The sequence below is a fragment of the Amycolatopsis sp. NPDC041971 genome (genome assembly GCF_055588925.1).
Map to the genome: position 1 here is coordinate 112,570 of NZ_JBVJCE010000016.1, position 25,336 is coordinate 137,905.

At 68.8% G+C, this 25,336-nt stretch carries 29 protein-coding genes; 25 read left to right on the forward strand and 4 right to left on the reverse strand.

Annotation, left to right across the window (positions count from 1 at the left end):
- Nucleotides 1–77: 77 nt before the first annotated feature.
- Complete coding sequence (locus ACZ6DT_RS28460; protein ID WP_465600822.1) at nucleotides 78–443, reverse strand: SSI family serine proteinase inhibitor; 366 nt, start codon at nucleotides 441–443, stop codon at nucleotides 78–80.
- A gap of 59 nt (nucleotides 444–502) precedes the next feature.
- Nucleotides 503–2,125 carry a PucR family transcriptional regulator gene (locus tag ACZ6DT_RS28465; RefSeq protein WP_465600824.1) on the reverse strand — a complete coding sequence of 541 codons (1,623 nt, stop codon included), beginning with the start codon at nucleotides 2,123–2,125 and terminating at the stop codon, nucleotides 503–505.
- Nucleotides 2,126–2,265: 140 nt separating this feature from the next.
- On the opposite strand from ACZ6DT_RS28465, the gene ACZ6DT_RS28470 reads away from it, so the two are divergent.
- The 21 genes from ACZ6DT_RS28470 (at nucleotide 2,266) to ACZ6DT_RS28570 (ending at nucleotide 19,919) form a co-directional block, all read left to right on the forward strand.
- Nucleotides 2,266–3,762 (forward strand): CoA-acylating methylmalonate-semialdehyde dehydrogenase, encoded by a 1,497-nt coding sequence (locus ACZ6DT_RS28470; RefSeq protein ID WP_465600826.1) that lies wholly within the window; start codon nucleotides 2,266–2,268, stop codon nucleotides 3,760–3,762.
- A gap of 163 nt (nucleotides 3,763–3,925) precedes the next feature.
- Entirely contained in the window at nucleotides 3,926–4,951 is a 1,026-nt protein-coding gene (gene hrcA / locus ACZ6DT_RS28475; protein WP_465600828.1) for a heat-inducible transcriptional repressor HrcA, read from the forward strand.
- Nucleotides 4,952–4,992: 41 nt separating this feature from the next.
- The gene (gene dnaJ, locus ACZ6DT_RS28480; protein ID WP_465601147.1) at nucleotides 4,993–6,156 is read left to right on the forward strand and encodes a molecular chaperone DnaJ; all 1,164 of its coding nucleotides are present in this window, start codon (nucleotides 4,993–4,995) and stop codon (nucleotides 6,154–6,156) included.
- Nucleotides 6,157–6,159: 3 nt separating this feature from the next.
- Nucleotides 6,160–6,912 (forward strand): 16S rRNA (uracil(1498)-N(3))-methyltransferase, encoded by a 753-nt coding sequence (locus ACZ6DT_RS28485; protein WP_465600830.1) that lies wholly within the window; start codon nucleotides 6,160–6,162, stop codon nucleotides 6,910–6,912.
- A gap of 660 nt (nucleotides 6,913–7,572) precedes the next feature.
- On the forward strand, nucleotides 7,573–7,923 hold the full coding sequence (locus ACZ6DT_RS28490) for a histidine triad nucleotide-binding protein (RefSeq protein ID WP_465600833.1): 351 nt from the start codon (nucleotides 7,573–7,575) through the stop codon (nucleotides 7,921–7,923).
- A gap of 114 nt (nucleotides 7,924–8,037) precedes the next feature.
- Nucleotides 8,038–9,120: a PhoH family protein gene (locus tag ACZ6DT_RS28495; RefSeq protein WP_465600835.1), complete on the forward strand. Its 1,083-nt coding sequence runs from the start codon at nucleotides 8,038–8,040 to the stop codon at nucleotides 9,118–9,120.
- A gap of 127 nt (nucleotides 9,121–9,247) precedes the next feature.
- Entirely contained in the window at nucleotides 9,248–9,802 is a 555-nt protein-coding gene (ybeY, locus tag ACZ6DT_RS28500) for an rRNA maturation RNase YbeY (RefSeq protein WP_465600837.1), read from the forward strand.
- A gap of 11 nt (nucleotides 9,803–9,813) precedes the next feature.
- Nucleotides 9,814–11,166: a hemolysin family protein gene (locus ACZ6DT_RS28505; protein WP_465600840.1), complete on the forward strand. Its 1,353-nt coding sequence runs from the start codon at nucleotides 9,814–9,816 to the stop codon at nucleotides 11,164–11,166.
- The gene (locus tag ACZ6DT_RS28510) at nucleotides 11,159–11,485 is read left to right on the forward strand and encodes a cytidine deaminase (RefSeq protein ID WP_465600843.1); all 327 of its coding nucleotides are present in this window, start codon (nucleotides 11,159–11,161) and stop codon (nucleotides 11,483–11,485) included. Before ACZ6DT_RS28505 ends, ACZ6DT_RS28510 begins: the two co-directional genes overlap by 8 nt.
- Nucleotides 11,485–12,384 (forward strand): GTPase Era, encoded by a 900-nt coding sequence (era, locus tag ACZ6DT_RS28515; protein ID WP_465600845.1) that lies wholly within the window; start codon nucleotides 11,485–11,487, stop codon nucleotides 12,382–12,384. The genes ACZ6DT_RS28510 and era overlap by 1 nt, the downstream gene beginning before the upstream one ends.
- 157 nt (nucleotides 12,385–12,541) lie before the next feature.
- Nucleotides 12,542–12,877, forward strand: coding sequence for a CD225/dispanin family protein (locus ACZ6DT_RS28520; RefSeq protein WP_465600848.1), 336 nt, complete (start codon nucleotides 12,542–12,544; stop codon nucleotides 12,875–12,877).
- A gap of 25 nt (nucleotides 12,878–12,902) precedes the next feature.
- Nucleotides 12,903–13,253, forward strand: a complete 351-nt coding sequence (locus tag ACZ6DT_RS28525; protein ID WP_465600850.1) for a CD225/dispanin family protein — start codon at nucleotides 12,903–12,905, stop codon at nucleotides 13,251–13,253.
- Nucleotides 13,250–13,702, forward strand: a complete 453-nt coding sequence (locus ACZ6DT_RS28530) for a DUF2752 domain-containing protein (protein WP_465600852.1) — start codon at nucleotides 13,250–13,252, stop codon at nucleotides 13,700–13,702. The genes ACZ6DT_RS28525 and ACZ6DT_RS28530 overlap by 4 nt, the downstream gene beginning before the upstream one ends.
- A 146-nt stretch (nucleotides 13,703–13,848) precedes the next feature.
- Nucleotides 13,849–15,027 carry an RDD family protein gene (locus ACZ6DT_RS28535; RefSeq protein WP_465600855.1) on the forward strand — a complete coding sequence of 393 codons (1,179 nt, stop codon included), beginning with the start codon at nucleotides 13,849–13,851 and terminating at the stop codon, nucleotides 15,025–15,027.
- Between the two features lie 54 nt (nucleotides 15,028–15,081).
- Nucleotides 15,082–15,555 (forward strand): CD225/dispanin family protein, encoded by a 474-nt coding sequence (locus ACZ6DT_RS28540; RefSeq protein WP_465600858.1) that lies wholly within the window; start codon nucleotides 15,082–15,084, stop codon nucleotides 15,553–15,555.
- 38 nt (nucleotides 15,556–15,593) lie between these two features.
- Nucleotides 15,594–16,046 carry a CD225/dispanin family protein gene (locus tag ACZ6DT_RS28545; RefSeq protein WP_465600860.1) on the forward strand — a complete coding sequence of 151 codons (453 nt, stop codon included), beginning with the start codon at nucleotides 15,594–15,596 and terminating at the stop codon, nucleotides 16,044–16,046.
- Nucleotides 16,047–16,095: 49 nt separating this feature from the next.
- Complete coding sequence (gene recO / locus ACZ6DT_RS28550) at nucleotides 16,096–16,857, forward strand: DNA repair protein RecO (protein WP_465600862.1); 762 nt, start codon at nucleotides 16,096–16,098, stop codon at nucleotides 16,855–16,857.
- A gap of 39 nt (nucleotides 16,858–16,896) precedes the next feature.
- Nucleotides 16,897–17,727, forward strand: a complete 831-nt coding sequence (locus ACZ6DT_RS28555; protein WP_465600865.1) for an isoprenyl transferase — start codon at nucleotides 16,897–16,899, stop codon at nucleotides 17,725–17,727.
- Nucleotides 17,724–18,146, forward strand: a complete 423-nt coding sequence (locus ACZ6DT_RS28560) for a hypothetical protein (protein WP_465600868.1) — start codon at nucleotides 17,724–17,726, stop codon at nucleotides 18,144–18,146. Before ACZ6DT_RS28555 ends, ACZ6DT_RS28560 begins: the two co-directional genes overlap by 4 nt.
- A 37-nt stretch (nucleotides 18,147–18,183) precedes the next feature.
- Nucleotides 18,184–19,197: a permease gene (locus ACZ6DT_RS28565; protein ID WP_465600870.1), complete on the forward strand. Its 1,014-nt coding sequence runs from the start codon at nucleotides 18,184–18,186 to the stop codon at nucleotides 19,195–19,197.
- Nucleotides 19,194–19,919: a TIGR03943 family putative permease subunit gene (locus ACZ6DT_RS28570; RefSeq protein ID WP_465600873.1), complete on the forward strand. Its 726-nt coding sequence runs from the start codon at nucleotides 19,194–19,196 to the stop codon at nucleotides 19,917–19,919. Before ACZ6DT_RS28565 ends, ACZ6DT_RS28570 begins: the two co-directional genes overlap by 4 nt.
- 66 nt (nucleotides 19,920–19,985) lie before the next feature.
- On the opposite strand, the gene ACZ6DT_RS28575 is transcribed toward ACZ6DT_RS28570, so the two are convergent.
- Nucleotides 19,986–20,399, reverse strand: a complete 414-nt coding sequence (locus ACZ6DT_RS28575) for a Fur family transcriptional regulator (protein ID WP_039918337.1) — start codon at nucleotides 20,397–20,399, stop codon at nucleotides 19,986–19,988.
- Between the two features lie 2 nt (nucleotides 20,400–20,401).
- Complete coding sequence (locus tag ACZ6DT_RS28580; RefSeq protein WP_465600875.1) at nucleotides 20,402–20,785, reverse strand: ArsR/SmtB family transcription factor; 384 nt, start codon at nucleotides 20,783–20,785, stop codon at nucleotides 20,402–20,404.
- 266 nt (nucleotides 20,786–21,051) lie between these two features.
- Here ACZ6DT_RS28580 and ACZ6DT_RS28585 point away from each other — a divergent pair, with 266 nt between their 5' ends.
- From ACZ6DT_RS28585 to ACZ6DT_RS28600, 4 genes are all read left to right on the forward strand, one after another.
- Nucleotides 21,052–22,122 carry a hypothetical protein gene (locus ACZ6DT_RS28585; protein WP_465600878.1) on the forward strand — a complete coding sequence of 357 codons (1,071 nt, stop codon included), beginning with the start codon at nucleotides 21,052–21,054 and terminating at the stop codon, nucleotides 22,120–22,122.
- 7 nt (nucleotides 22,123–22,129) lie between these two features.
- Nucleotides 22,130–22,744, forward strand: coding sequence for a class F sortase (locus ACZ6DT_RS28590; protein WP_465600881.1), 615 nt, complete (start codon nucleotides 22,130–22,132; stop codon nucleotides 22,742–22,744).
- A 159-nt stretch (nucleotides 22,745–22,903) separates the two neighbouring features.
- Nucleotides 22,904–23,584, forward strand: a complete 681-nt coding sequence (locus tag ACZ6DT_RS28595) for a class F sortase (RefSeq protein ID WP_465600884.1) — start codon at nucleotides 22,904–22,906, stop codon at nucleotides 23,582–23,584.
- A gap of 93 nt (nucleotides 23,585–23,677) precedes the next feature.
- Nucleotides 23,678–25,066, forward strand: coding sequence for a glycine--tRNA ligase (locus ACZ6DT_RS28600; protein WP_340685416.1), 1,389 nt, complete (start codon nucleotides 23,678–23,680; stop codon nucleotides 25,064–25,066).
- Nucleotides 25,067–25,336 lie beyond the last annotated feature (270 nt).

Genomic DNA, 25,336 nt, shown 5'->3' on the forward strand with positions numbered 1-25,336 from the left:
GATGTCCCCAAAGAGGCTTTCGCGACACAAGGTCAGCCCCAGGGATACGGCAGAGTCGACCTACCTGGGGTCACGGGTCAGAAGGTGAAGACGCCCGCCGATTCGGCGTCGGCGACACAGCGGTTGGCGTACGAGGTGCGGTAGGTGACCGGTTTGCCGCGCCACTTGCCGACGGCGGAGACGTCCACCGGCGCGTATTCCAACGTGCAGGCCCGCGGTTCCGGGCGCAGCCTGTCGAAGTCTCCGTCCACTTCGGACAGTTCGGCGCAGGCGCGGCCGCGTCCCGGGTGTGACCCCCCGGTGGGTTCGCAGGTGAGCGAGACCATGCCGACCCGGCCCCTGGTGTCGTGGCTGGTCAGCTGGAACATGGATTCGGCGGGTTGCGCCGGGGCCAGACAGGCCAACGCGAGTACGCACGCGCCGATCGGTTCGAAGAAAGCCATATCTACTCTATCGGCTGACGTGACCCGGTCACTGTGCTCCACGCTTGGGTGAGATTCGCTCACTCGGACGTGTGGTCGTCCGCTTCTCGGCTGTCGTGGGCGAGTAAAGCGACATAAAGGGAGAGCATCGACTCCGGTTCCTCGAGCCGCACCCCGAGTACCTGCTCGATCCTGGCCAGCTGCTGGTAGTAAGCGGTGCGGGAGGTGTGCGCGGCCGCCGCGGCGGCCGATTTGTTGCCGCCGTGCTCGCAGTAATGTCTCAACGCCTGAACGAGTCTGCTGCCCTGTGCGGCGTCCCGGTTCAGCAGCGGGCCGAGTTCCCGCGCGGCGAACGCGGTGATCCGTTCGTCGCCGGCCAGCAGATGCAGCAGTCCGCGCAACCGGACGTCGTCGAGCCGGTGGACCAGCCGTTCGACGTTCTCGGTGAGCGCCGCGGCGGCGACCTGCGCGGCCTCGACGAGCGTCCGGCGTGCTTCGGCGGGCCCGCTGCCCGTGGTGCCGACCGCGACCACGGCGGGCGCGCCGGCGCGGGCCTCGTGGACGTCGGTGGCCAGCCGCCGCAGGACCGCGTCCACCCCCGCCTCCGGCGAGAGCGCGATCAGCGCGCGCACCAGCGTGTCGTCGGTGGCCACCAGCGCGGACACCTTGGCGCGCCGGGCGGCGAGCGCGGTCGCCTCGGCGAGTTCCCGCAGCAGCACCGGTGTCGACTGCGTGGTCCTGGCGGTCGCGGTGATCCGGGGCCGCACGGCGACCCCGACCAGCAGCCGTCCGGTCAGCGGGACACCCAGCGCGGACGCCCGCGCGGTCAGCTCGGCGGGCGGCACCGGGTTCGCCAGCAGTTCGGTCAGGACCGCGCGGTGCGCCTGGCGTTCGAGGCTGTCGGTGTCCTTGGCGACCAGCCGGTGGACCGCGAGCGCGGACGCGGCGCGTTCGGCGACCACGACGTGCCGGTGCGGCGGCGGATCCCCGCAGACGACGACCAGCCGTCCCCAGTCGTGCCCGCGCGCGCCGACCACGGTGATCAGCCAGCCCGCGCCCGGGTGGTAGCCGGTCCGCTCGCCGACCTGCACCGGCCGGGACCGGGACGGCCAGCCGGGCAGCAGTTCACCGGGGTCGGTCCCGGCGGTGTCGTAGGCGAGGACTTCGTGCGCGAGCGTCTCCAGTACGACGGGGTGTTCGGTGAGCCTCGCGACCTCGCGCAGGATGTCGCCGGGTTCGGCGCCGGCGACCGTCAACGCGGTGAAGGTCTCGTGGACGCGCTCCGCCGCGCGGAGTTCGTCGACCTGGGCGTCGACGATCAGCCCGTTCACCGCCTCGGTGACCGACACGAAGCGGGTCTCGCGCGAAAGGGTGATCAGCGGGACACCGTGGCGATCCGCGGCGTCGACCAGCGCGGACGGCAGCTTGTCGCTCCAATGCCGGACCAGTTCGACCACGATCCCGGCCACTCCGACACCGGCCAGATCGGCGACGTACCGGGCGAGCGCGCCGCCGTCGTCGGGCAGCGCGACCCCGGTGGTGAGCACGAGTTCCCCGCCGCGCAGCAGCGGGGCGATGTCCGCGACCTCGGCGACGTGCGCCCAGCGGACCGGCGCGTCCAGCCCCGCCGCCCCCGCCACCACATGGGGCCTGCCCTGGCGCAGCACCGGCAGCGCGAGCACCTCGGCGACGGTCGGGTACATCGGCCTCCCACCTGGTCGGAACGCAGAGACAGACTGTACGGCCGGGACCGGGAGTCCGTACACGTTGCCGATGGCGTCGGTGTGGCGCGCGCACCCAGACTCGACCGGGAGCAGGCATCCGGACCAGGAAGGCGGACCTCGTGACCGACCGCATCACCCATTGGATAGACGGCAAACCGTGCGAAGGCGTGAGCGACCGATCCGGTGACGTATTCGATCCGGCCACCGGCCAGGTGCGCGCGAAGGTGGCCTTCGCCGCACAGGAGGACGTCGACGCCGCCGTCGCGGCCGCCTCCCGGGCGCTGCCGGGCTGGCGCGGGACGTCGCTGGCCGGGCGGACGCGGGTGCTGTTCGCCTTCCGTGAGCTGCTTTCGGCGCGGCGTCACGAGCTGGCGAAGATCGTCACCGGCGAGCACGGCAAGGTCGAATCCGACGCGGCGGGCGAGATCGCGCGCGCCATCGAGAACGTCGAGTACGCCTGCGGTGCCGCGCAGCTGCTCAAGGGCGGATTCAGCGAGAACGCCTCCACCGGCGTCGACGTCTACTCGATCTCGCAGCCGCTGGGCGTGGTCGGCGTGATCTCGCCGTTCAACTTTCCGGCGATGGTCCCGCTGTGGTTCGTGCCGAACGCGCTCGCCTGCGGCAACACCGTCGTGCTCAAGCCGAGCGAGAAGGACCCGTCCGCGGCCGTGTTCATCGCGGAACTGTTCGCCGAGGCCGGCCTGCCCGACGGCGTCCTCAACGTCCTGCACGGCGACAAGGTGGCCGTCGACGGGCTGCTGGAACACCGCGACGTCAAGGCGATCTCGTTCGTCGGGTCCACGCCGATCGCGAAGTACGTCTACGAAACCGGGACCAGGCACGGAAAACGCGTTCAGGCGCTCGGCGGTGCGAAGAATCACATGATCGTCCTTCCGGACGCCGACCTCGACCTCGCCGCCGACGCGGCCGTCTCGGCGGGCTTCGGTTCGGCGGGGGAGCGGTGCATGGCGGTGTCGGTCGTGGTCGCGGTCGACCCGGTCGGCGACGAACTGGTGGTCAAGATCGCCGAGCGGATCGAGCGGCTCCGCGTCGGCGACGGCATGCGGCCCACCTCGGAGATGGGGCCGCTCGTCACCGCCGCCCACCACGAACGCGTCGAATCCTATGTAGAGGCGGGCGTGGCAGCGGGTGCTCGGCTCGTCGTCGACGGCCGCGGCGTCGAGGTCGACGGCGAGGACGGCGGCTTCTGGCTCGGCCCGACGCTGTTCGACCAGGTCACCCCGGACATGTCGATCTACACCGACGAGATCTTCGGGCCGGTGCTGGCGGTCGCGCGGGCAGAGGGCTACGACGCGGCGCTGGAGCTGGTCAACGCCAACGCCTACGGCAACGGCACCGCGATCTTCACCAACGACGGGCGGGCCGCGCGGCGGTTCCAGAACGAGGTCGAGGTCGGGATGGTCGGCGTGAACGTGCCCATCCCGGTGCCGGTCGGCTACTACTCGTTCGGCGGTTGGAAGGACTCGCTGTTCGGCGACAGCCACGCGTACGGGCCGGAAGGGTTCCACTTCTTCACGCGGACGAAGGTCGTCACCTCGCGCTGGCCCGATCCTTCGCAGGGTGGGGTGAACCTCGGGTTCCCGCGCAACAGCTGAGCTCGTGGCCTCGCCGCCGGTGCCATGAACGGTCCGTTCCTTGCGAAATTCGCTAGGAACGGACCGTTCCTAGCACGGGCGAAGGTGGTGAAGGCGTCCTTCGGCCCCTCGGGCACTATGCCTTCCGTAAACTCGTTGTGAGGACGAGCCGAGGGAGGTGCAGGTGGCCAACGCGGAAGAGCGACGTTTCGAGGTGCTGCGCGCGATCGTCGCCGATTACGTGTCCAACCAGGAGCCCGTCGGATCCAAGGCGATCGTCGACAGGCACAATCTCGGTGTGTCCAGCGCCACCGTGCGCAACGACATGGCGGCGCTGGAAGAAGAGGGCTACATCACACAGCCCCACACCAGCGCGGGCCGCATCCCCACCGACAAGGGATACCGGCTTTTCGTCGACCGGATCGCCGAGGTCAAACCCCTCAGCGCGGCCGAACGCCGGGCCATCACGGCCTTCCTCGACAGCGGCACCGACGTCGACGACGTCCTGCGCCGCTCCGTCCGGCTGCTCGCGCAGCTGACCAGGCAGGTCGCGGTCATCCAGTACCCGATGATGACCAACTCCGCCGTCCGGCACCTCGAAGTGGTGCCGCTCACCCCGGCCCGGCTGATGCTCGTGCTGATCACCGATTCCGGCCGCGTCGACCAGCGCACCGTCGACCTCGGCGACGTCATCACCGAGGAGAACGTCGGCAGGCTGCGCACGGTGCTCAACGGCGCGCTGGCGGGCCGCCGTCTCTCCGAGGCCGCGGCGGCGGTCGCCGAACTGCCCGAGAAGTCGCCGGGCGAACTGCGCGACAACCTCACCCGCGTCTGCACCGTGCTGGTGGAATCGCTGGTCGAGCACCCCGAAGAGCGGCTCGTGCTCGGCGGCACGGCGAACCTCACCCGCAACGTCTCGGATTTCCCCGGATCGCTGCGGCAGGTGCTGGAGGCGCTCGAGGAGCAGGTCATCGTGCTCAAGCTGCTCGCGGCCGCCCGCAACCCCGGTGCGATCAGCGTGCGCATCGGTGAGGAAAATGAGGACGAGCAGATGCGCAGCACCTCGGTGGTGTCGATCGGCTACGGCATGGACGACCTGCTGCTCGGCGGGATGGGCGTCGTCGGGCCCACCAGAATGGACTACCCGAACACCATCGCCGCGGTGCACGCGGTGGCGAACTACGTGGGGCAGATCCTCGCCGGCCGCTGAACGCGGCGGTGAGGTCAAAGCAGAAGGAGAAGGCGGAGACGGTGGCGAGGGACTATTACGGCATTCTCGGGGTTGCGAAGAACGCGACGGATCAGGACATCAAGCGCGCGTACCGCAAACTGGCCCGTGAACTGCACCCCGACGTCAACCCGTCGGAGGACGCCCAGCACCGCTTCGGCGAGGTGACCACCGCGTACGAGGTGCTGTCGGATCCGCAGAAGCGCAAGATCGTCGACCTCGGTGGCGACCCGATGGACGGCGGGGCGCGCGGTGGCGGAGGAGACCCGTTCTCCGGCTTCGGCGGCCTCGGCGACATCATGGACGCCTTCTTCGGCGCCGCCGGAGGTGGCGGCGGCCGCGGACGTGGCCCGCGCAGCCGCGTGCAGCCCGGTTCCGACGCGCTCATCCGCCTCGGCCTGACCCTCGAGGACTGCGCCACCGGTGTCGACCGCGAGATCGCCGTCGACACCGCCATCCTCTGCGACCTGTGCCGCGGCGCCGGCGCGGCCGACGGCACCGGCACCAAGACCTGCGACACCTGTGGCGGCGCCGGCGAGGTCCAGTCCGTGCAGCGGTCGTTCCTCGGCCAGGTCGTCACCGCCCGCCCCTGCCCGGTCTGCCGCGGCTTCGGCGAGGTCATCCCCGACCCCTGCCGCCAATGCGGCGGCGACGGCCGTGTCCGCTCGCGCCGCAACGTCACCGCGAAAATCCCGCCGGGCGTCGGCGACGGCATGCGCATCCGGCTCTCCGGCCAGGGTGAGGTCGGCCCCGGCGGCGGCCCGGCCGGCGACCTGTACGTCGAGATCGACGAAGCACCGCACGAGGTCTTCGTCCGGCAGGGCAACGACCTGCACTGCAACTTCCGCATCCCGATGACCACCGCCGCCCTCGGCGCCACGGTGCCCATCGAGACCCTCGTCGACGGCGACTACGAACTCGACATCGAGCCGGGCACCCAGCCCGCCACCGAACTCGTGCTCACCGGCAAGGGCATGCCGCGGCTGCGGTCCTCCGGCCGCGTCGACGGCCGCGGGGACCTGCACGTCCACATCGACGTCGTCGTGCCGACCAAACTCGACGACGCCCAGCGCGAACTCCTCGTCGAACTCGCCCAGCAGCGCGGCGAAGACGTACCTTCGCTCTCCTCGAACGGCTCCAAGCCCGGCGGGCTGTTCTCCAAGCTGCGCACCAAGAACCACCGGTAACCCGTGCCCGAGACGACACTGCCGGTCTTCCTCACCGCCGCGCTGCCCGGCTCCGGGCGCACCACACTCGACGGCGAGGAAGCCCGGCACGCCGCCACCGTCCGGCGACTGCGCGTCGGCGAACATCTCGTGCTTTCCGACGGCGAAGGCGGCATGGCGCGCTGTGTCGTCGAAGCCGTCCAAGCGGGCAGAGACGCGGCACTCACCCTCGCCATCGAAGAACACTGGACCGAGGAACCACCCGCACTGCGCGTCATCGTCGCCCAAGCACTCGCCAAAGGAGACCGCGGCGAACTCGCCGTCGAACTCGCCACCGAAGCCGGCGCCGACGCCATCGTCCCCTGGCGCGCCGCCCGCAGCGTCGCCCGCTGGGAAGAAGGAACCCGCGGCGGCAAAGCCCTCACCCGCTGGCGCACCACCGCCCGCGCCGCCGCCAAACAAGCCCGCCGCGCCCACGTCCCCGAAGTCGCCGAACCCGCCACCACCCGAGAACTCGCCGAACTCACCCAGACCGTTTCCCGCGCACTCGTCCTCGAATCCGGCATCACCACCCGGCTGACCGAGATCGAACTCCCGCCACAGGGTGACATCCTCCTCATCGTCGGCCCCGAAGGCGGCATCACCGACGAAGAACTCACCACCCTCACCGACGCCGGCGCCACCGCCATCCGGTTGGGCCCCACCGTTTTGCGCACCTCCACCGCCGCCGCCGTCGCCCTCGGCGCGCTAGGAGTTCTCACCGACCGCTGGAAGTGAAAAAACACCCCACTATTTTGCGGCGAGTTATGGCGCGATCACGCAAACAGCCGTTACTCTCGTTAACTGACGCGCAACACACGGTTTCGGCGCGCCACTGGGGATGAAGCCCAGTCGCGCGCGTGAATCCCCGCCGGGCACCTCCCCCCTCGGTCCGGCGGAGCCGCGGCGGCGGTGGAGCGACCCCCAGGCTCCACCGCGCCGCGGCGTCTTCATTTGGGGGCTTCGCAAGTTCGCTTCGCTCCTTGCTGCGTCCCAAATTTCGCGCCGCGGCGCGGTTCCGCGTGTCTGCCCGGGGGGCCGAGCCCCCCGGACCCCCCACGGTGCGTCCGGCGGCGGTTGGCGGGTGGGTTGGCGTTGGGCCTGGCGGCCCTTGCCTGGTGGGGAGGGGAGTGGGGTTGGCGTTGGGCCTGGCGGCCCTTGCCTGGTGGGGAGGGAGGCTGGGTCGGCGTTGGGCCTGGCGGTCCTTGCCTGGTGAGGGAGGCGGGGTCGGTGTTGGGCCTGGCGGTCCTTGCCTGGTGGGGAGGGAAGCACCTCGTGCGGGTAGATGCTTGTCGCCGAGCTCGACGAACCGTGGGCCGAGGGAGTGCGTACCCGCGTCCGCGCCGGTGTGTTCGAGCACATCACCAGCGAGACCGACCGCGACGTTAGGGTGGGGGAATGAGTGACGCGGAGACGTTGTTCGAGCGGATCATCGCGGGCGAGATCCCGTCCGACAAGGTGTACGAGGACGAGACGACCTATGCGTTCCGGGACATAGCGCCACAGGCGCGGGTCCACGTGCTCGTGGTGCCGAAGAAGCGGTACCGGAACATCGCCGAACTGGCCGCCGCGGACCCGCGGCTCCTCGCCGACGTGACCGCCACCGCCAAGAAGGTCGCGGAGCTCGAGGGGATCGCCAAATCCGGGTACCGGGTGGTGTTCAACACCGACGGTGACGCCGGGCAGACCGTCTTCCACGTGCACGCGCACGTGCTCGGCGGCGAGCAGCTGGGGCATTTCGGACGCTGAAGCGCGCGGCCTGCGGAAACCGGACTGCGTGCCGCCACCCGCAACCAGTAACATCGACCTTGTCACTGTCGTTGAAAATCGCAGCGTAAGCGCAGGAAGTAGGCCCGAGGCCACGTGGCCGGAACCGTACCGGGTGAAGCCGCCCGACCCGACGTTCCCGTGGACGTCACCCCGACGAAGGCCGACGAGGCCGCTGTCATCGAAGCGGCTCAGTCCCGATTCCCCATCCCCGACGCCGCCGCGCTCAGCCTGCTCGGCTCGAGGGACGAAAACCTCCGCGTCGCCGAAGAACTCCTCGCCGCCGACGTCCACGTCCGGGGCAACGAGGTCACCCTGACCGGCGCCCCCGCCGACGTCGCCTTCGCCGAACGTGTCTTCGCCGAACTCGTGACGCTCGCCGGTCGCGGCCAGCAGGTCGACCCCGCCACCGTCCGCCGCACCGTCGGCATGCTCTCCACCGGTGACCACGAGTCACCGGCCGAAGTGCTGAGCATGAACATCATCTCCCGGCGCGGCAAGACGATCCGGCCCAAGACGCTCAACCAGAAGCGCTACGTCGACGCCATCGACAAGCACACCATCGTGTTCGGCATCGGCCCGGCGGGTACCGGCAAGACGTACCTCGCCATGGCGAAGGCCGTCCAGGCGCTCCAGGCCAAGCAGGTCACCCGCATCGTGCTGACCCGTCCGGCGGTCGAAGCGGGCGAGCGCCTCGGCTACCTGCCGGGCACGCTCAACGAGAAGATCGACCCGTACCTGCGCCCGCTCTACGACGCGCTGCACGACATGGTCGAGCCCGAGTCGATCCCGCGGCTGATGCAGGCGGGCACCATCGAGATCGCGCCGCTCGCGTACATGCGCGGCCGCACCCTCAACGACGCCTTCATCATCCTCGACGAAGCGCAGAACACCACGCCGGAACAGATGAAGATGTTCCTCACCCGGCTCGGGTTCGGCGCCAAGATCGTCGTCACCGGTGACGTCACCCAGGTCGACCTCCCCAACGGCCAGAAGAGCGGCCTGCGGGTGGTCAAGGACATCCTCGACGGTGTGGAGGACCTCCACTTCGCCCAGCTCACCAGTCAGGACGTGGTGCGGCACAAGCTCGTCGGCGACATCGTCGACGCGTACGAGAAGTGGCAAGCCCTGCAGGAGAGCCAGGACAAGGGCAACGGCTGGAAAGGTCAGCGGCGTTGAGGACCGAGGACCCGTCGCCCGAATTGACCAAAACGCGCGCGTTTTCGGCCGAAGGCCCCGCCAATGCGGAGGCAGGCCGGAGGTCTGTCCACGGATCAGCGGTCGCGCGCAGCATCGAGGATGAAGAATGAGCATCGAGATCGCCAACGAATCGGGCGTGAACGTCGACGAGACCTCCATCGTGTCGGCCGCCCGCTTCGCGCTCGACAAGATGGAGGTCAGCCCGCTCGCCGAGCTGTCCATCCTGCTCGTCACCCTCGAGGTGATGGAAGACCTGCACGAGCGGTGGATGGACCTGCCCGGTCCCACCGACGTGATGGCCTTCCCGATGGACGAGCTCGACTCGTCGCGCCGTCCCGACGCGCCCGACGCCTCACCCGCGCTGCTCGGTGACATCGTGCTGTGCCCGGCGTTCGCGAAGGACCAGGCCAAGACGGCAGGCCATTCGCTGGTGGACGAGCTGCACCTGCTCACCACGCACGGCGTGCTGCACCTGCTCGGCTACGACCACGCCGAACCCGCCGAGGAACGCGAGATGTTCGGTCTGCAGAAGCGGATCCTCGGCGAGTTCCAGGCCGCCGTGGCCGCGGTGAACAGGCGCGACGCGCAGCGTTCCGCGGACGACAGGCTCCTCGGCACCGCCGGTCTCGACACGGTGCCCGCCGACGAACCCCCGGCCTAGGCGGCGCCGAAATGGCTAGTCCCACGGCCCTGCTGGTCATCGCCGTCGCGCTGATCCTGCTCGCCGGGGTGTTCGCGGCCGCCGACGCGGCGGTCAGCACGGTCTCCAAGGCCCGCGCCGACGGTCTCGTCCGGCTTGGCCGCCCCGGCGCGCGTCAGCTCTCGCTGGTCATCGCCGAACGCCGCCGTCACATCAACCTGATCCTGCTGCTGCGGATGACCTGCGAACTGACCGCCACGGTGCTGGTCACCGTCGACGTCCTCCGCTGGATCCGGCCGCTGTGGCTCGCCATCGTCGTGGCCGCCGGCGTGATGGTCGTGGTGAGTTACGTGCTCATCGGGGTCGGCCCGCGCACCCTCGGGCGCCAGCACCCGTACCGGATCGGTCTCGTCGTCGCGGGCCCCGTCCGCGTCCTCGGCTCGATCCTCGGCCCGCTCAGCAGGCTGTTGATCGTCCTCGGTAACGCCATCACCCCAGGCCGCGGCTTCCGCGAAGGCCCGTTCACCTCCGAAGTCGAGCTGCGTGAGCTGGTCGACCTCGCTCAGGAACGCGGCGTCGTCGAGGAATCCGAACGCGAGATGATCCACTCGGTGTTCGAACTCGGCGACACCGTCGCGCGCGAGGTCATGGTGCCGCGGACGGAGATCGTCTGGATCGAGCACGACAAGACCGTGCGCCAGGCGCTCGCGCTGGCCCTGCGCACCGGATTCACCAGGCTGCCGGTGATCGGCGACTCCGTCGACGACGTCGTGGGCGTGGTCAACATCAAGGACCTCATGCCCGCGTACATGGCCGAGGGCGGTTCGCAGCGCCGGGTCGAAGAGCTGATGAACCCGGCGAGCTTCGTGCCGGACTCGAAGCGGCTCGACGATCTGCTCAAGGAGATGCAGGTCTCGCACAACCACATGGCGATCGCGGTCGACGAGTACGGCGGCACCGCCGGCCTGCTCACCATCGAGGACGTCCTCGAGGAGATCGTCGGCGAGATCACCGACGAATCCGACACCGACGAGCGCCCCGAGGTCGAAGAACTCGAAAACGGCGCGGTCCGCGTCTCGTCCCGGCTCTCGATCGACGACCTGGGCGAACTGTTCGGGATCGATCTCGAAGACCACGACGTGGAGACCGTGGGCGGACTGCTCGCCGAGCGACTGGGTAGGGTCCCGCTGCCGGGGGCCGAAGCCGAGGTCGCCGGACTTCGGCTGTTCGCCGAAGGTGGTAAGGACCGGCGCGGGCGGATGCGGATCACCACGGTGGTCGTCCACCCCGCCGACGCGGACGCGGTCACCGACGCAGCCCAGGGCAGGCGCCGCACCCGGGTCCCGCAGCCCGATGAAAGTGACAGGAGTGTCGAACATGCCTGAGCTGGACGCCGAGGATCAGAAGCTGGTGACCCTGGCCAGGTCCGCGCGAGCCCGCACCCAGGCCGCCGAGGGCGCCGCGCTCCGCGACACCGACGGCCGCACCTACGCGGCGAGCACGGTCGACCAGCCGTCGTTCAAACTCACCGCGCTGCAGGCCGCCGTCGCCGCCGCCGTTTCGAGCGGAGCCGAAGGAATCGAGGCCGCCGTCGTGGTCACCGCCGAAGGACTGCTCAAGGAGGCGTCCGTGCAGGCGGTGCGCGACCTCGCCGAGAAGGCCCCGGTCTATCTCGCGGATCCCAGTGGCAAGGTGCTGAACTGATGGCCGAGCCGCACCGTTCCGGTTTCGCCTGCTTCGTCGGGCGGCCCAACGCGGGCAAATCCACGCTGACCAACGCGCTCGTCGGCAGCAAGGTGGCGATCACCTCCAGCAAACCGCAGACCACCAGGCACGCCATCCGCGGCATCGTCCACCGCGACGACGCCCAGCTGGTGATCATCGACACGCCGGGGCTGCACCGGCCGAGGACACTGCTCGGCGAGCGGCTCAACGACATCGTCCACTCGACCTGGTCCGAAGTGGACGTTGTCGGGCTTTGCGTGCCCGCCAACGAGAAAGTCGGTCCCGGTGACCGGTACATCGCCGCGGAACTGAAGAAGATCGCCAAGCGCACGCCGGTCGTCGGCATCGTCACCAAGACGGATCTCGTGAAACCCGAACAGGTCGCCGAGCAGTTGCTCGCCCTGCAGGAGGTCATGGAGTTCGCCGAACTCATCCCGGTGTCCGCTGTGGACGGTTTCCAGGTCGGCGCGCTCGCGGATCTGCTGGTGCGGCACCTTCCCGAAGGCCCGCAGCTGTATCCGGGCGGCGAACTCACCGACGAACCCGAGCAGACCCTGGTCGCCGAGCTGATCCGCGAGGCCGCCCTGGAGGGTGTCCGGGACGAGCTTCCGCATTCGATCGCCGTCACCGTCGAGGAAATGCTGCCGCACGAGGGCAGGGACGACATGATCGACGTGCACGCGTTCCTCTATGTGGAACGACCGAGCCAGAAGGGCATCATCCTCGGGCACAAGGGTGAGCGGCTCAAGGACGTCGGCGCCCGCGCGCGGCAGCAGATCGAGGGGCTCCTCGGCACGAAGGTCTACCTCGACCTGCACATCAAGGTCGCCAAAGAGTGGCAGCGCGACCCCCGTCAGTTGCGCCGGCTGGGCTTCTGACTGAACGGAAGGTCTCGATTCGGTCGCGGAGACCGGTTGATGATGTGGAACCGGATGGGTGACCTTAGAGTCTCAACCCTTGACTCCGGTGATCGCTGATCGGGCGGCGCGCCCGGGTCGTAGTTCTACATCTCATTTCGTGAAGGGAAAGCGGTAAATGACCGACAACCAGGGCCTGCCCAACTACTCCGGCGACCCTCAGGGCGGTGGAGGCTTCAACAACCCCGGCCCGCCGCCCAACAACAACCTCGTGTGGGCCATCCTCACCACGATCCTGTGCTGCCTGCCCTTCGGCATCGTCGCCATCGTCAAGGCGAACCAGGTGAACACCCTCTGGGCGCAGGGCCAGCCCGCCGCGGCGCAGGAAGCGGCCGACGCCGCCAAGAAGTGGTCGATCATCGCCGCCATCGTCGGTGTCGTGATCGCCATCCTCTACGTTGTTCTCGTCGTCGCGCTGGGTGTCTTCTCGGCCGACATGAACAACTACCGCTGATCGAGGCGATCGAGGGGGAGACCTCATGACCGACCAGTACCCGAACTACCCGCCCCCGGGCGGGCCTCCGCCGCAGCAGCCGTATTACGGCGGCATACCGAACTACGGCCCGCCGCCGGACAACAACCTGGTGTGGGCCATTCTCTGCACGGTGTTGTGCTGCTTGCCGCTGGGTATCGTGGCGATCGTGAAGTCGAGCCAGGTGCAGACGTTGTGGTCACAGGGTTTCCAGGCCGAAGCCCAGAAGGCCGCCGACGACGCGAAGAAGTGGTCAATGTGGGGAGCGATCGCCACCGGCGGTCTTTTCCTGCTGTACATCATCTTCATCGTGGTGATGGTCATCATCGGCGCGTCGGCGGGAAGCTTCACGCCGTGACGACGTCCGTCTACACGGGATTCCCGGCGCGCGGGTTCACAGCACGGGCCCGCGCGCTGGGGCCACCCCTGGCCATCGCTGCCGGCGCCGGGCTCGGCTGCGTCGTCCTCTGGCTGGGCGATCCCACCACTCCCGGCGGACCGCTTCCGGTCTGCCCCACCAAGTCACTGCTGGGCATCGCCTGCCCCGGCTGCGGTGGCATGCGCATGGTCTACAGCGCGCTGCACGGGGACATCCCCGCCGCGCTGCACTACAACGCCGTGTCCTTTGTGGTCGTTCTGCTGCTCGTCTGGAGCACCGTCGCCTGGGCGGTGGGCAGACTTCGCGGCCGGGCCGTGAACAGCTGGCTGCACTGGCGCTGGACACCGCTCGCGTTCGGCGTCGTGTTCGTCGTCTGGTTCATCATCCGTAACCTGCCCTTCGCCCCGTTCACCTCGCTCTACGTCTGAGTGCCGGGCCGAGGCCCGGATCGTCGGTGGTACCGAGTACGCTCCCGCGCACCGGTCTGTTCGGCGTGTACCCATGCCGTACATTCAGCCCGGGTCGCGCACGAGGTCCCGTGCGCCAGGGGCGAGGAACCAGCGAGGGGATTTCGATGACCACTCCCTACGGCCAGCAGCCGCCGGGACAGCAGCCGCCGCCCGGGTCCGGGCCCCCGCCGGGGCAGGGGCAGCAGTCATCGCAGTCGCAGCAGCCGTTCGGACAGTCGCCGTCGGGAGAACAGCCCTCGCCGTTCGGGCAGCAGCCTCAGCAGATTTCACAGGGTGAACAGCTTTCGCCGTTCGGTCAACAGGCTCCCCAGGGTGACCAGTCTTCGCCTTTCGGGCAGCAGCCGCAGCAACCGGGGCAGCCGTTCGGCGCGCAGCAGCAGCCGTTCGGGCAGCAACCCCCGCAGTCTTCGCCGTTCGGCCAGCAGCCCCAGTCTCCGTTCGACCAGGCCGCCCAGTTCGGCCCGCGGACCGACTACGCCCACTGGGGCCTGCGCGCGGGCGCGACCCTCATCGACTTCGGTCCGATCGTCGTGCTCCCGGTCATCGGCGGGATCATTTCGGCGGTGGGGCCGGACACGCTCGGCCTGTTCATCGCCGGCCTCGGTTATCTCGCGGGATTCGGCTGGACCGTCTACAACCGGTGGATCCGGATGGGGACCACCGGCCAGTCGCTCGGCAAGAAGATCTTGAAGATCAAACTCGTCCGCGAGAGCGACGGGCAGCCGATCGGACCGCTGATGGCCTTCGTCCGGGACCTGTGCCACAACCTCGACGGCTGGATCTGCGGCCTCGGTTACCTCTGGCCGCTGTGGGACGAGAAGAAGCAGACGTTCGCCGACAAGATCCTCAGCACCGTCGTCGTCCCGGGCGACGCCGCCGCGCCCGCGGCGGCACCGTTCGGCCAGAATCGGGGATTCCCCGCGCCACCGCCTTCTTCGCCGTCGTTCCCCGCGCAACCGTCGCCGTTCGGTCAGCAGCCGCAGCAGCCGTTCGGCGCGCAGCAGCAGCCTTCTCCGTTCGGCCAGCAGGCCCAGCAAACCCAGCCGTCCCAGCCGTTCGGTCAGCAGCCGCAGGGAACCGCGGCGCCGTCCCCGGAGTCCCAGCCGGGACCGGCCTTGGGCGAGGCCGAGCCGACTGAGGTCCTTCGCCCCGGCCGGCCGCCTCGGCAGGCGCAGTCCGGGTTCGACGAAGCCGAGCCGACGCAGAAGATCACGCCGGAGCAGCTGAGGCAGCAGTTGCCAGGAGCGGACGGGTCGAACGGACCCGGCACGCCGCAGCCGTAAGGAACGACCGGCGGGATCCACCCGCCGGGAAGCACGACACAAGTGGGGAACCCGATGACGAACCCGTACGGCCAGCAGCCCGGCTACGGCCAGCAGCAGCCCTATGGCCAGCAGCCTCAGCCCGGATACGGACCCCCGTCCGGCGCCACGCCCGCGCCGTACGGCCAGCCGTCCGGTGCGAACCCGATGCCGTACGGCCAGCCGGCGCCCTATGGCCAGCCCGCGCCGTACGGTCAGCCCGGGCCGTATGGCGCTCCGGGTGGCATGCCCGGGGGCGGTGGCGACATCAACTCGATCCCGGATTACAAAGGCTGGGCGATCGGGTGCATCTTCCTTTGCTGGATCATCGCGATCTTCGCGATCATGAAGTCCAACGAGGTCAACACCTACAAGATGCAGGGCAACTACGCCGCCGCCATGGACGCGTCGAAGTCGACGAAGACCATGTGCATGATCGCCTCGATCATCGGCGGTGTCGGCTGCCTGTTCTCCCTTCTCTGGATCATCCTGGTCGCCGCGAACATCTAGCCCGACCGTAGAACGAAAGAACAACGAGGACCACTTTCATGACCAACCCTTACGGCCAGCAGCAGCCCTACGGCCAGCAGCAGCCCTACGGACAACAGCAGCCTGGCTACGGGCCGCCGTCCGGCGGCATGCCCGCCCCCTACGGTCAGCCGGCTCCGTACGGCCAGCCTTCTCCCTACGGTGCCCCGGGCGGCATGCCCGGCGGCGGTGGCGACATCAACGCCATCAAGGACTACAAGGGCTGGGCGATCGGCTGCATCTTCCTTTGCTGGATCATCGCGATCTTCGCGATCATGAAGTCCAACGAGGTCAACACCTACAAGATGCAGGGCAACTACGCCGCCGCCGCGGACGCGTCGCGGTCCACGAGGACCATGTGCATGATCGCGTCGATCATCGGTGGCCTCGGCTGCGTCTTCGCCATCGTGATGATCATCATTTCGATCGTCGCGGCCTCGTCCGTGCCCAGCTGTTACGGGCGCTACTGCTGATTCCGGGGCGCACCGCCCCGATGTCGGTCCCGGGTGGGACGATGTCGGGGTGGTGAACCTCTATCGCGACACCGGGGTGGTGTTGCGGACGCACAAGCTGGGTGAGGCCGACCGGATCATCACCCTGCTCACGCGACGGCACGGCAAGGTCCGTGCGGTCGCGAAAGGCGTGCGTCGGACGTCATCGCGCTTCGGGGCGCGGCTGGAGCCGTTCGGTCACGTCGACGTCCAGTTCTACACCGGCCGCTCCCTCGACGTGATCACCCAGGTCGAGACGGTCGACGCCTTCGCGCTGCCGCTGGTGGCCGATTACCAGCGCTACACCGCGGCGAGCGCCATCGCCGAAACTGCGGACCGGCTGTCCGCCGAAGAAGGCGAACCGGTGCTCAAGCTCTACATGCTCGTCGTCGGCGCCCTTCGCGCTCTCGCGGGCGGCGAACGCGACAGTTCCCTCGTGCTCGACGCCTTCTTCCTGCGGGCCATGGCCTACGCCGGCTGGGCGCCCGCGATCACCGAATGCGCCCGATGCGGCCTGCCGGGTCCGCACAAGGCGTTCAGTGTGTCGGCGGGCGGCTCGATGTGCCCGGATTGCCGGGTGCCCGGCTGTGTGCACCCTTCCCACGAGGTGCTGACCCTGCTCGCGGCCCTCCTGCACGGCGAATGGCCGGTGGCCGAAGCGTCGCAGCCGGTGCCGCGGCGGGACGCGTCCGGCCTGGTCGCGGCGCATCTGCAGTGGCATCTGGAGCGTCAGTTGCGCTCGCTGCCGCTGGTGGAGAGGCGTGCGCGGGAGAGCATCACGGGAGCGCAGTAGGGTCGCAGGCACAGGTTCACTCGATCAGGAGGCTCGAAGGTGCTGCGCAGGGGACGCGAGAACAAGGCGTCACAATTCGAACTTCGCGCGCCGGAGCCGCATCCGTCCGGTGCCCGCCCGCCGGAGATCCCGAAGGAACTCCTCCCGAAGCATGTCGCGCTGGTGATGGACGGCAACGGCCGCTGGGCCAACCAGCGGGGACTGCCGCGTATCGAAGGCCACAAACGCGGCGAAGCGGTGATGATCGACGTCGCCAGCGGTGCCGTGGAGCTGGGCGTCAAATGGTTGTCGGTGTACGCCTTCTCCACCGAGAACTGGAAGCGGAGCCCGGAAGAGGTCCGTTTCCTGATGGGCTTCAACCGCGACACCATCCGTCGTCAGGTCGACTACCTCGGCTCGATCGGCGTCCGCATCCGCTGGGCGGGCCGCCGTCCCAAGCTGTGGGCGAGCGTGATCAAGGAACTGCAGGTCGCCGAGGAGAAGACCAAGAACAACACGGCGCTGAACATGACCATGTGCGTCAACTACGGCGGCCGTGCCGAACTCGGCGACGCCATGCGGCGGATCGCCCACGACGTCGCCGACGGGAAGCTGAACCCGGACAAGGTCACCGAGAAGACCATCGGCAAGTACCTGTACCAGCCCGACATGCCGGACGTGGACCTGTTCCTGCGGCCGTCGGGGGAGCAACGGACATCGAACTTCTTGCTCTGGCAGTCGGCCTACGCCGAGATGGTCTACCAGGACACGCTCTTCCCGGACTTCGACCGCACCCACCTGTGGCGGGCGTGCCTCGAGTTCGCGAAACGGGACCGCCGCTTCGGCGGGGCGATCGACAAGGCCGATAACGCTTCGGAAGGAACCTCATGACCACCGAAGCGGCGGACACGGCGGCGTTGCTGACGTCGGCACGGGAAGCCCTCGAGCGTTATCTCGAAGTCCACGTCGACGACGACGGCGCGCTGACCTTCTCGCACGCGGACGTCCCGTGTGTCATCCAGGCGACCCGGCTGGCCGAAGGGCTGACCGTGCTGAGCCTGACCTGCGTCGTCGCCTGGGACCTTCCGGACGACCCGGCGATCGCGGCCTCGGCGGCGGAACGCGCCGGACAGGGCCTGTTCGGCACGCTCGGCGTGGTGCGGTCGGAGAAGGGCATCGACATCACGCTGAGGTACGCGTTCCCGGCCGAGGGCATGGACGCGTCACCGCTCGGGACGCTGCTCATGCTGGTCGTCTCGACCGCGTCGCAGCTGCGCTCCGACCTGTTGGGCACGTCCTCCGGGGACTGACCGTCTCCACACAGGGTCACCTGGCATCATCTCGCGCATGGAAACCATTTCCAGAAGCGCCCCGGAGAAGCCGGCCCGGCGGTTCAAGATCACCTCGATCGAGGTGCTCTGCGCGGTTCTGCTGATCGCGATCCTCGGGCAGAGCTGGCTCCAGCAGGTGTTCGACGTGCCGGCGCTGCGGACCGGCTCGACGGTGTTCGTCGCCGTCTGCGTGCAGGCACTGCCGTTTCTGGTGCTCGGGGTGCTGATCAGCGGTGCGATCGCGGCGTTCGTGCCCGCCCGGGTACTGGAGAAGGTGCTTCCCCGCCGAGCCGGTGCCGCGGTCGGTGTCGCGGGGCTGGCCGGGGTCGCCCTGCCGGGTTGCGAATGCGCGTCGGTGCCCGTCGCGCGGCGGCTGATCGGCCAGGGTGTCGCGCCCGCGGCCGCGCTGACGTTCCTGCTGGCCGCGCCCGCGGTGAACCCGGTGGTACTGGTCGCCACGGCGGTGGCGTTCCCCGGAAATCCGGAGATGGTGTTCGCCCGGTTCGCCGGTTCACTCGCCACGGCGATGGTGATGGGCTGGCTGTGGGCCAAATGGGGCAAGCTCGACTGGATCGCGGAGCGCGCGTTGCGGCGCTTGCCGGACGTCCAGCACGGCTCGCGCTGGAAGACCTTCGCCGAGACCGCGCGGGCGGATCTCGTCGAGGCGGGCGGGTTCCTCGTACTCGGCGCGATGATCGCCGCCGCGATGAACGTGCTGGTGCCCGCCGAATGGTTCGGCGTGCTCGGTGAGCAGATCGTGCTCGGGGTGCTCGTGATGGCGGTGCTCGCCGTCGTGCTGGCCCTGTGCAGTGAGGCCGACGCCTTCGTCGCCGCGTCGCTGACCGCGATGCCGCTGCTGCCGAAACTGGTGTTCCTGGTGGTCGGGCCCGCGATCGACGTGAAACTGTTCGCCTTGCAGACCGGCACCTTCGGCAAATCCTTCGCGCTGCGGTTCGCGCCGGTGACGTTCGTCGTCGCGCTCAGCTGCGCGGTCGTCTCGGGCACGCTGATCCTCGGAGGTGGCGTGTGAAACGCGAGACCCAGAACATCCTGCTGATCCTGCTCGGCGGGGCCCTGCTCAAGATCACGATCAACGGCGACTACCTGCGTTACGTCAAACCCGCGCAGCAGCCGTGGATCATCGCGGGCGGCGCGGTGATGGTCGCGCTGGGCGCGATCGCGATCGTCCGCGACCTGCTGGCCGCGCGGGCCGCCGCCGTCGTGTCCGGTGATGTCCACGCCCACGACCACAACACCCGTTCGGCCTGGCTGCTGATGGTGCCGGTGCTGGCCGTCTTCCTGGTCGCGCCGCCCGCGCTGGGCGCCGACTCGGTGACCCGCACCGAAGCCAGAGCGCCACAAAGCGCTTCGGCGAGCAACGCCGCCGCCTTCCCGCCCCTGCCCGCCGGTGACGTGGTTCCGTTGGAGGTCAACGAGTTCGTCAGCCGCGCGGGGTGGGACAAGAGCGGGAGCCTGAACGGGCGGACGGTGCGGCTGTCCGGGTTCGTCGTGCACAACGAGGGCAACACGATGCTGGCCAGGATGGTGATCGGCTGCTGCGCCGCCGACGCCTTCCCGATCACCGTGCGGCTGGTGGGCGAGGACGTGTCGGGCTTCCGCGACGACACCTGGCTGGAGGTGACCGGGACGGTGGTGCCGGGCACCGCGGTGCGGGAGAACAGCTACATGCCGGACTTGACGCTCACTTCGGTGCGGCAGGTGCCGGCGCCGAAGGACCCCTACGAGTACTGACCGGATGCTATGAACGGTCCGTTACTTGCAAAATTTGCAAGTAACGGACCGTTCATAGCACGCGCGTCAGTGGTTCGAGCAGGTCCCGACGATCTCCACGGTATGGCTGATGTCGGAGAAGCCGTGCTCCGAGGCGATCTTCTCGGCCCACCGCTCCACGGCCGGGCCCTCGACCTCGACGGTGCTGCCGCAGACCCGGCACACCAGGTGATGGTGATGGTGCGACGAGCAGCGCCGGTAGATGGCCTCGCCGGTGTCGGTGCGCAGGACGTCGATCTCGCCCGCCTCCGAGAGCGACTGCAGTGTCCGGTACACCGTCGTGAGCCCGATGCCGTCGCCGCGTTTGCGCAGCTCGTCGTGCAGTTCCTGGGCGGAACGGAAGTCGTCGATCTCCTTGAGCAGCTCGACCACGGCGGCCCGCTGTTTCGTCGACCGGCGTCCCGGCACCGGCGCGGAACTGTTGGCCGTCGTCGGACTCATGCTCACTTCCCCTCCTGAACGTGGGCTACGGCGTCCACCACGATATGCGCAAGGTGATCGTCGACCAGCCGGTACACCACCTCACGGCCGCGTCGCTCACCCTGTACGACACCCGCGGTCTTCAGCACCCGCAGGTGCTGGCTGATCAGCGGCTGCGCGACGTCGAGCGTGTCCACCAGTTCGTGTACGCACTTGTCCGCGTCACGCAGTTGCAGGACGATGGCGATGCGCACGGGCGCGGCGAGTGCTCTGAGCAGGTCGCCGGCGTCCGCGAGGATGGCGGGTGAGGCCGAGGTGGCGGGTTCGGCGGGAGGACGGGCCGACGAATGCGGTCCGGGGTCTTCCGTGAAGCCCGGGGCGGCCGAGTCCGGGGTCACCGTAGCCATCGCCGCCTCCACGTCCATCATGATTTCCGAAGTCATTGCCAGTAACAGTTCAGACCATCTTAGTGTTCCCCGACCCCGGCGGTCTGTTCGCCGAGCGGGGGACCAGTTGGCCGTGTCGTTACTGCTCCGTTCGGGTGACTTCGCAAAGAAATGACCATTCCGCTTCGCATGTGGTCGCCAACGGTGCAAGGTTGTCGCGGAGCGTTTCGTCGCTTCTCGTACGCTGACGACCGCGCTCTGAGGGCCCGGAGAGGCAGTGGGGAGACATGACTCGTTTCGTGACGAAGCTGGCCGCCGCGACGGCGGCCTTCGTGCTGGCGTCGGCTCCGGGATTCGCCGCGGCGCAGACGACGCAGGCCGTCGACGAGAAGACCGGCCCCGTGTCGTTCGCGAACGTGGCCTCCGTGCGCATCGGGAACCCGGGATCGCTGATCACCGAAACCCAGCGTTCGCCGCTGACGCCCGGCCAGTCGAAACTCTCCCCGGATCGCACCGTCGTCCCCCGTGATGAGGGCGAGCGGGAGACCTTCGGCAAGAAATGGGACATCAACCTGGGCCGCTACGGGGCGCAGAGCCCGTACCCGGCCGGGATCGCCAGCCGCGACCACAACGTGATCGCCGCGTTGCAGCAGACCACGGTCCCGACAGCGGTCGCGGAGAGCAATTACGCCCTGATCGACAACGGCCGCGGCGGCGCCACGCCCGCCGAAAACACCGTGCTGGTGCTCGAAGGCGCGAAGAGCGCCGTCGATTGCTCATCGCCGGGGAAGGCGACGTCGTCGACGAGCGTGAGCAAGATCTGGGTGCGTGACGAAACCGGCAAGCTGAAGCCGTCCGGCGCTTCGGGCGTCGACATCAAGGGACTCAAGCTCGGCCCGCCTTCGCTCGTCAAGAACGAGAGCATCGGCAAGGACAAGACCACCTCCGACCTGACCGTGTCGCGGGTGACCGATTTCGATCAGCTCATCCGGCAGGACGGCTGGCGCGGCGGTGACGTGACCAAGGCCGCGGGCTGGAAGCTGGACGTCGTCACGCACGTGCGTGACGACGCGGGCAAGGACCTGCGTGAGGCCCGTACGACGATCGTGCTCGGCGGCGTGAGCTGCGCGATCCCGAGGAACTTCGTGGCGAAGCCCGCCGGCGGCACTGGAGCGGGCGCCGCGCCCGAGCAGCCCACGGTACCGGGGACGGTCCCCGCGGGCGGTATCCCGCCGCGGACCGCCGACTCGACGCGGACCGTGGTCGGGCTGGGACTGCTGGGCGGTGGCATCGTGATCGGCGCCGCGGCCATGCTGTCCCTCCGCCGTCGCGAGCCCGTTCCGGTGCGGGAGAAGTAGCGGTCCCGTGCGGCACTGGCTGGCGGGACTCTCCGCCGTCGTCTCCGCGCTCGCCATCTCCGCGGGCGTGATCGTGCTGACCTGGATCCCGCCGGAACAGGCGGTCTCGTCCGCGGAACCCGCGGTCATGCCGGGCGAAGACGGCGCTCCCTTGGCACTGCCCGCCGACAGTTCGACACGCGGGCAGCGGCCCGGCACCATCCGGCTGCCCGAAGGCGGAACGGCGAAGCTCGTCCGCTCCGAGGTCAACTCCGACGGTGTCCTCCCGATCCCGCGAGGGCTCGGCGACGCTGCCTGGTGGGGTGCGCGGCTCGGCGCCGAAACGGGTACGTCGCTGATCTCCGGGCACGTCAACTGGGGCGGTGTCAAAGGGCCGTTCGACGAGCTGTGGCGGATGCGGGAAGGCCAGGAAGTGGCCGTCAGCGACGCCGCGGGCGGCATCTGGGTCTATCGCGTGCGCGAGGTCGTCACGGTGCACAAGAACGACCTGCCCGCGCGGGCGGCGAAGCTGTTCGCGCAGAGCGGGCCACACCGGCTGGTCCTGGTGACCTGCGGCGGCGACTACCTCGGCGGGACGGACGGCTACCAGGACAACCGGGTCGTCGTCGCGACTCCCGCCTGACTTCCCGCATTTCGTCCTCTGAATGCGGTAGTTGCACACGCAAGGACCGCATTCAGAGGACGAAATGCGGGAAGTCGGTGCAACCTCTCTCGGCTCGCATCGCGTGTCTAGCGACACCGGCCGCTTCGGCGGCTTGACGCGATCAAGGAGTAGTACCCGATGGTGGGAAAGTTTGACGTGGATGACACTGCCGCGGCGAGCGAGGAGCAGCCGAAGAAGCGCTCCGGCCTGGGCTGGATCCTCGCCTGCGCCGCGATCTTCGTGGTGGCGGCCGTGGTCGCGGTGTTCGTGTTCACCGGGCTTGTGTTCACTGACAAGAGCGACTCGGTCGGCGCGGCCACCCAAGATCAGGCGAACACGTCGGCCGTCCAGCCGCCCGAAGCCGTCGCCGGACAGGCACCCGGCACGGTCAAACTTCCCGCTGGTGGCACGGCGAAACTGATCCGCAAGGAACTGACCGCCGACGGGACCCTCCCCATCCCCGAGGGTCTCGACGAAGCCACCTGGTGGGGCGCGAAACTGGGCGCCGACCAGGGCGCGTCCCTCCTTTCCGGGCATGTGAACTGGAAGGGGAAGAAGGGCCCCTTCGACGAGTTGTGGCGGCTCAAGGCCGGTCAGCAGGTGGATGTCGTCGACACCGACGGTGGCAAGTGGGCCTACAAGATCGACGAGGTCGTCACCGTGCACAAGACGAAGCTGGCCGAGCAGGCGGAGAAGCTGTTCGGGCCGGACGGTCCGCATCGGCTGGTGCTGGTCACCTGCGGCGGCGAGTACGTCGGCGGGACCGACGGTTACGAGGACAACCGCATCGTCACCGCCTCGTTGGTGAGCCGTCCCTGACCCGTTCCAACCTCGCCGGAAGTCACGCGGGACCTCCCGGTTAGTCTTGTCGTTCTAGTCCGATAACCGTCCCCGCATGCTTCGGAGCGTGGAGTGCCCGCCAACACCATTGAGACCGTCGTCAGCCTGTGCAAGCGTCGAGGCTTCGTTTTCCCGTGTGGAGAGATCTACGGCGGTACCAAGTCGGCGTGGGACTACGGGCCCCTCGGTGTCGAACTCAAGGACAACATCAAGCGCCAGTGGTGGAAGACCGTCGTGCAGAGCCGGGACGACGTCGTCGGCCTCGACTCCTCGGTGATCCTGCCGCGCCAGGTGTGGGTCGCGTCGGGTCACCTCGACGTCTTCACCGACCCGCTGATCGAATGTCTCTCCTGCCACAAGCGGTTCCGCGCCGACCAGCTGGCCGAGGACTTCTCCGCCCGGTCGGGCAAGGAGGTGTCCGAGGACGACCTGTCCGAGGTTCCGTGCCCGAACTGCGGCACCCGCGGGCAGTACACCGCTCCGCGTGACTTCAACATGATGCTCAAGACCTACCTCGGTCCGGTCGAGTCCGAGGAAGGCGTGCACTACCTCCGCCCGGAGACCGCGCAGGGCATCTTCATCAACTTCCTCAACGTGCAGACCGCGGCGCGCAAGAAGCCGCCGTTCGGCATCGGCCAGATCGGCAAGTCGTTCCGGAACGAGATCACGCCGGGCAACTTCATCTTCCGCACGCGTGAGTTCGAGCAGATGGAGATGGAGTTCTTCGTCGAGCCGGGCGAGGACGAGACCTGGCACCAGTACTGGATCGACGCGCGCACCGAGTGGTACAAGGACCTCGGCATCAAGGCGGACAACCTCCGCCTTTACGAGCACCCGAAGGAAAAGCTCTCCCACTACTCGAAGCGCACCGTCGACATCGAGTACCGCTTCGCGTTCAACGCGGGCCAGGAGTGGGGCGAGCTCGAGGGCATCGCGAACCGCACCGACTTCGACCTCACGACGCACTCGAACCACTCCGGCGTGGACCTGTCGTTCTTCGACCAGGCCACGAAGCAGCGGTTCCGCCCGTTCGTCATCGAGCCCGCGGCCGGTGTCGGCCGGTCGATGATGGCGTTCCTCGTCGACGCCTACCACGAGGAAGAGGTGCCGAACGCCAAGGGCAGCACCGACACCCGCGCGGTACTCAAGCTGGACTACCGGCTCGCGCCGTTCAAGGTCGCCGTGCTCCCGTTGTCCCGCAACGCCGATCTCACGCCGAAAGCGCGGGACGTCGCGGCGGCGCTGCGCAAGCACTGGAACGCCGACTTCGACGACGCCGGCGCGATCGGCCGCCGCTACCGGCGCCAGGACGAGATCGGGACGCCGTACTGCGTCACCGTCGACTTCGACTCGCTCAACGACCACGCGGTGACGGTGCGGGAGCGCGACACCATGGCGCAGGAGCGGGTCGCGATCGACAAGCTGGAGTCGTACCTGGCGGGTCGCCTGATCGGCGCCTGACGCCCGGTTGACGCATGTGAAGGCCCCCTTTCCCCGGCTCAGCCGAGGAAAGGGGGCCTTTCCTTCGGTTGGCGGAGGTAGTGGCCACGGGTCGTGAGAGCGGTGCGGGAGCCGTGTCGGGTCCCGTGGTCCGTGAAGGCCTCCTTGAGGGACCCAGGGTCCCTCAAGGAGGCCTTCACGGACCGACGGGTGCGCCGGCGGTAGCGATCCCTCCGACACACTATAACCGCACCCCAGTAAAAGCCCCCTCCCCTACCCTCACAAGTAGGC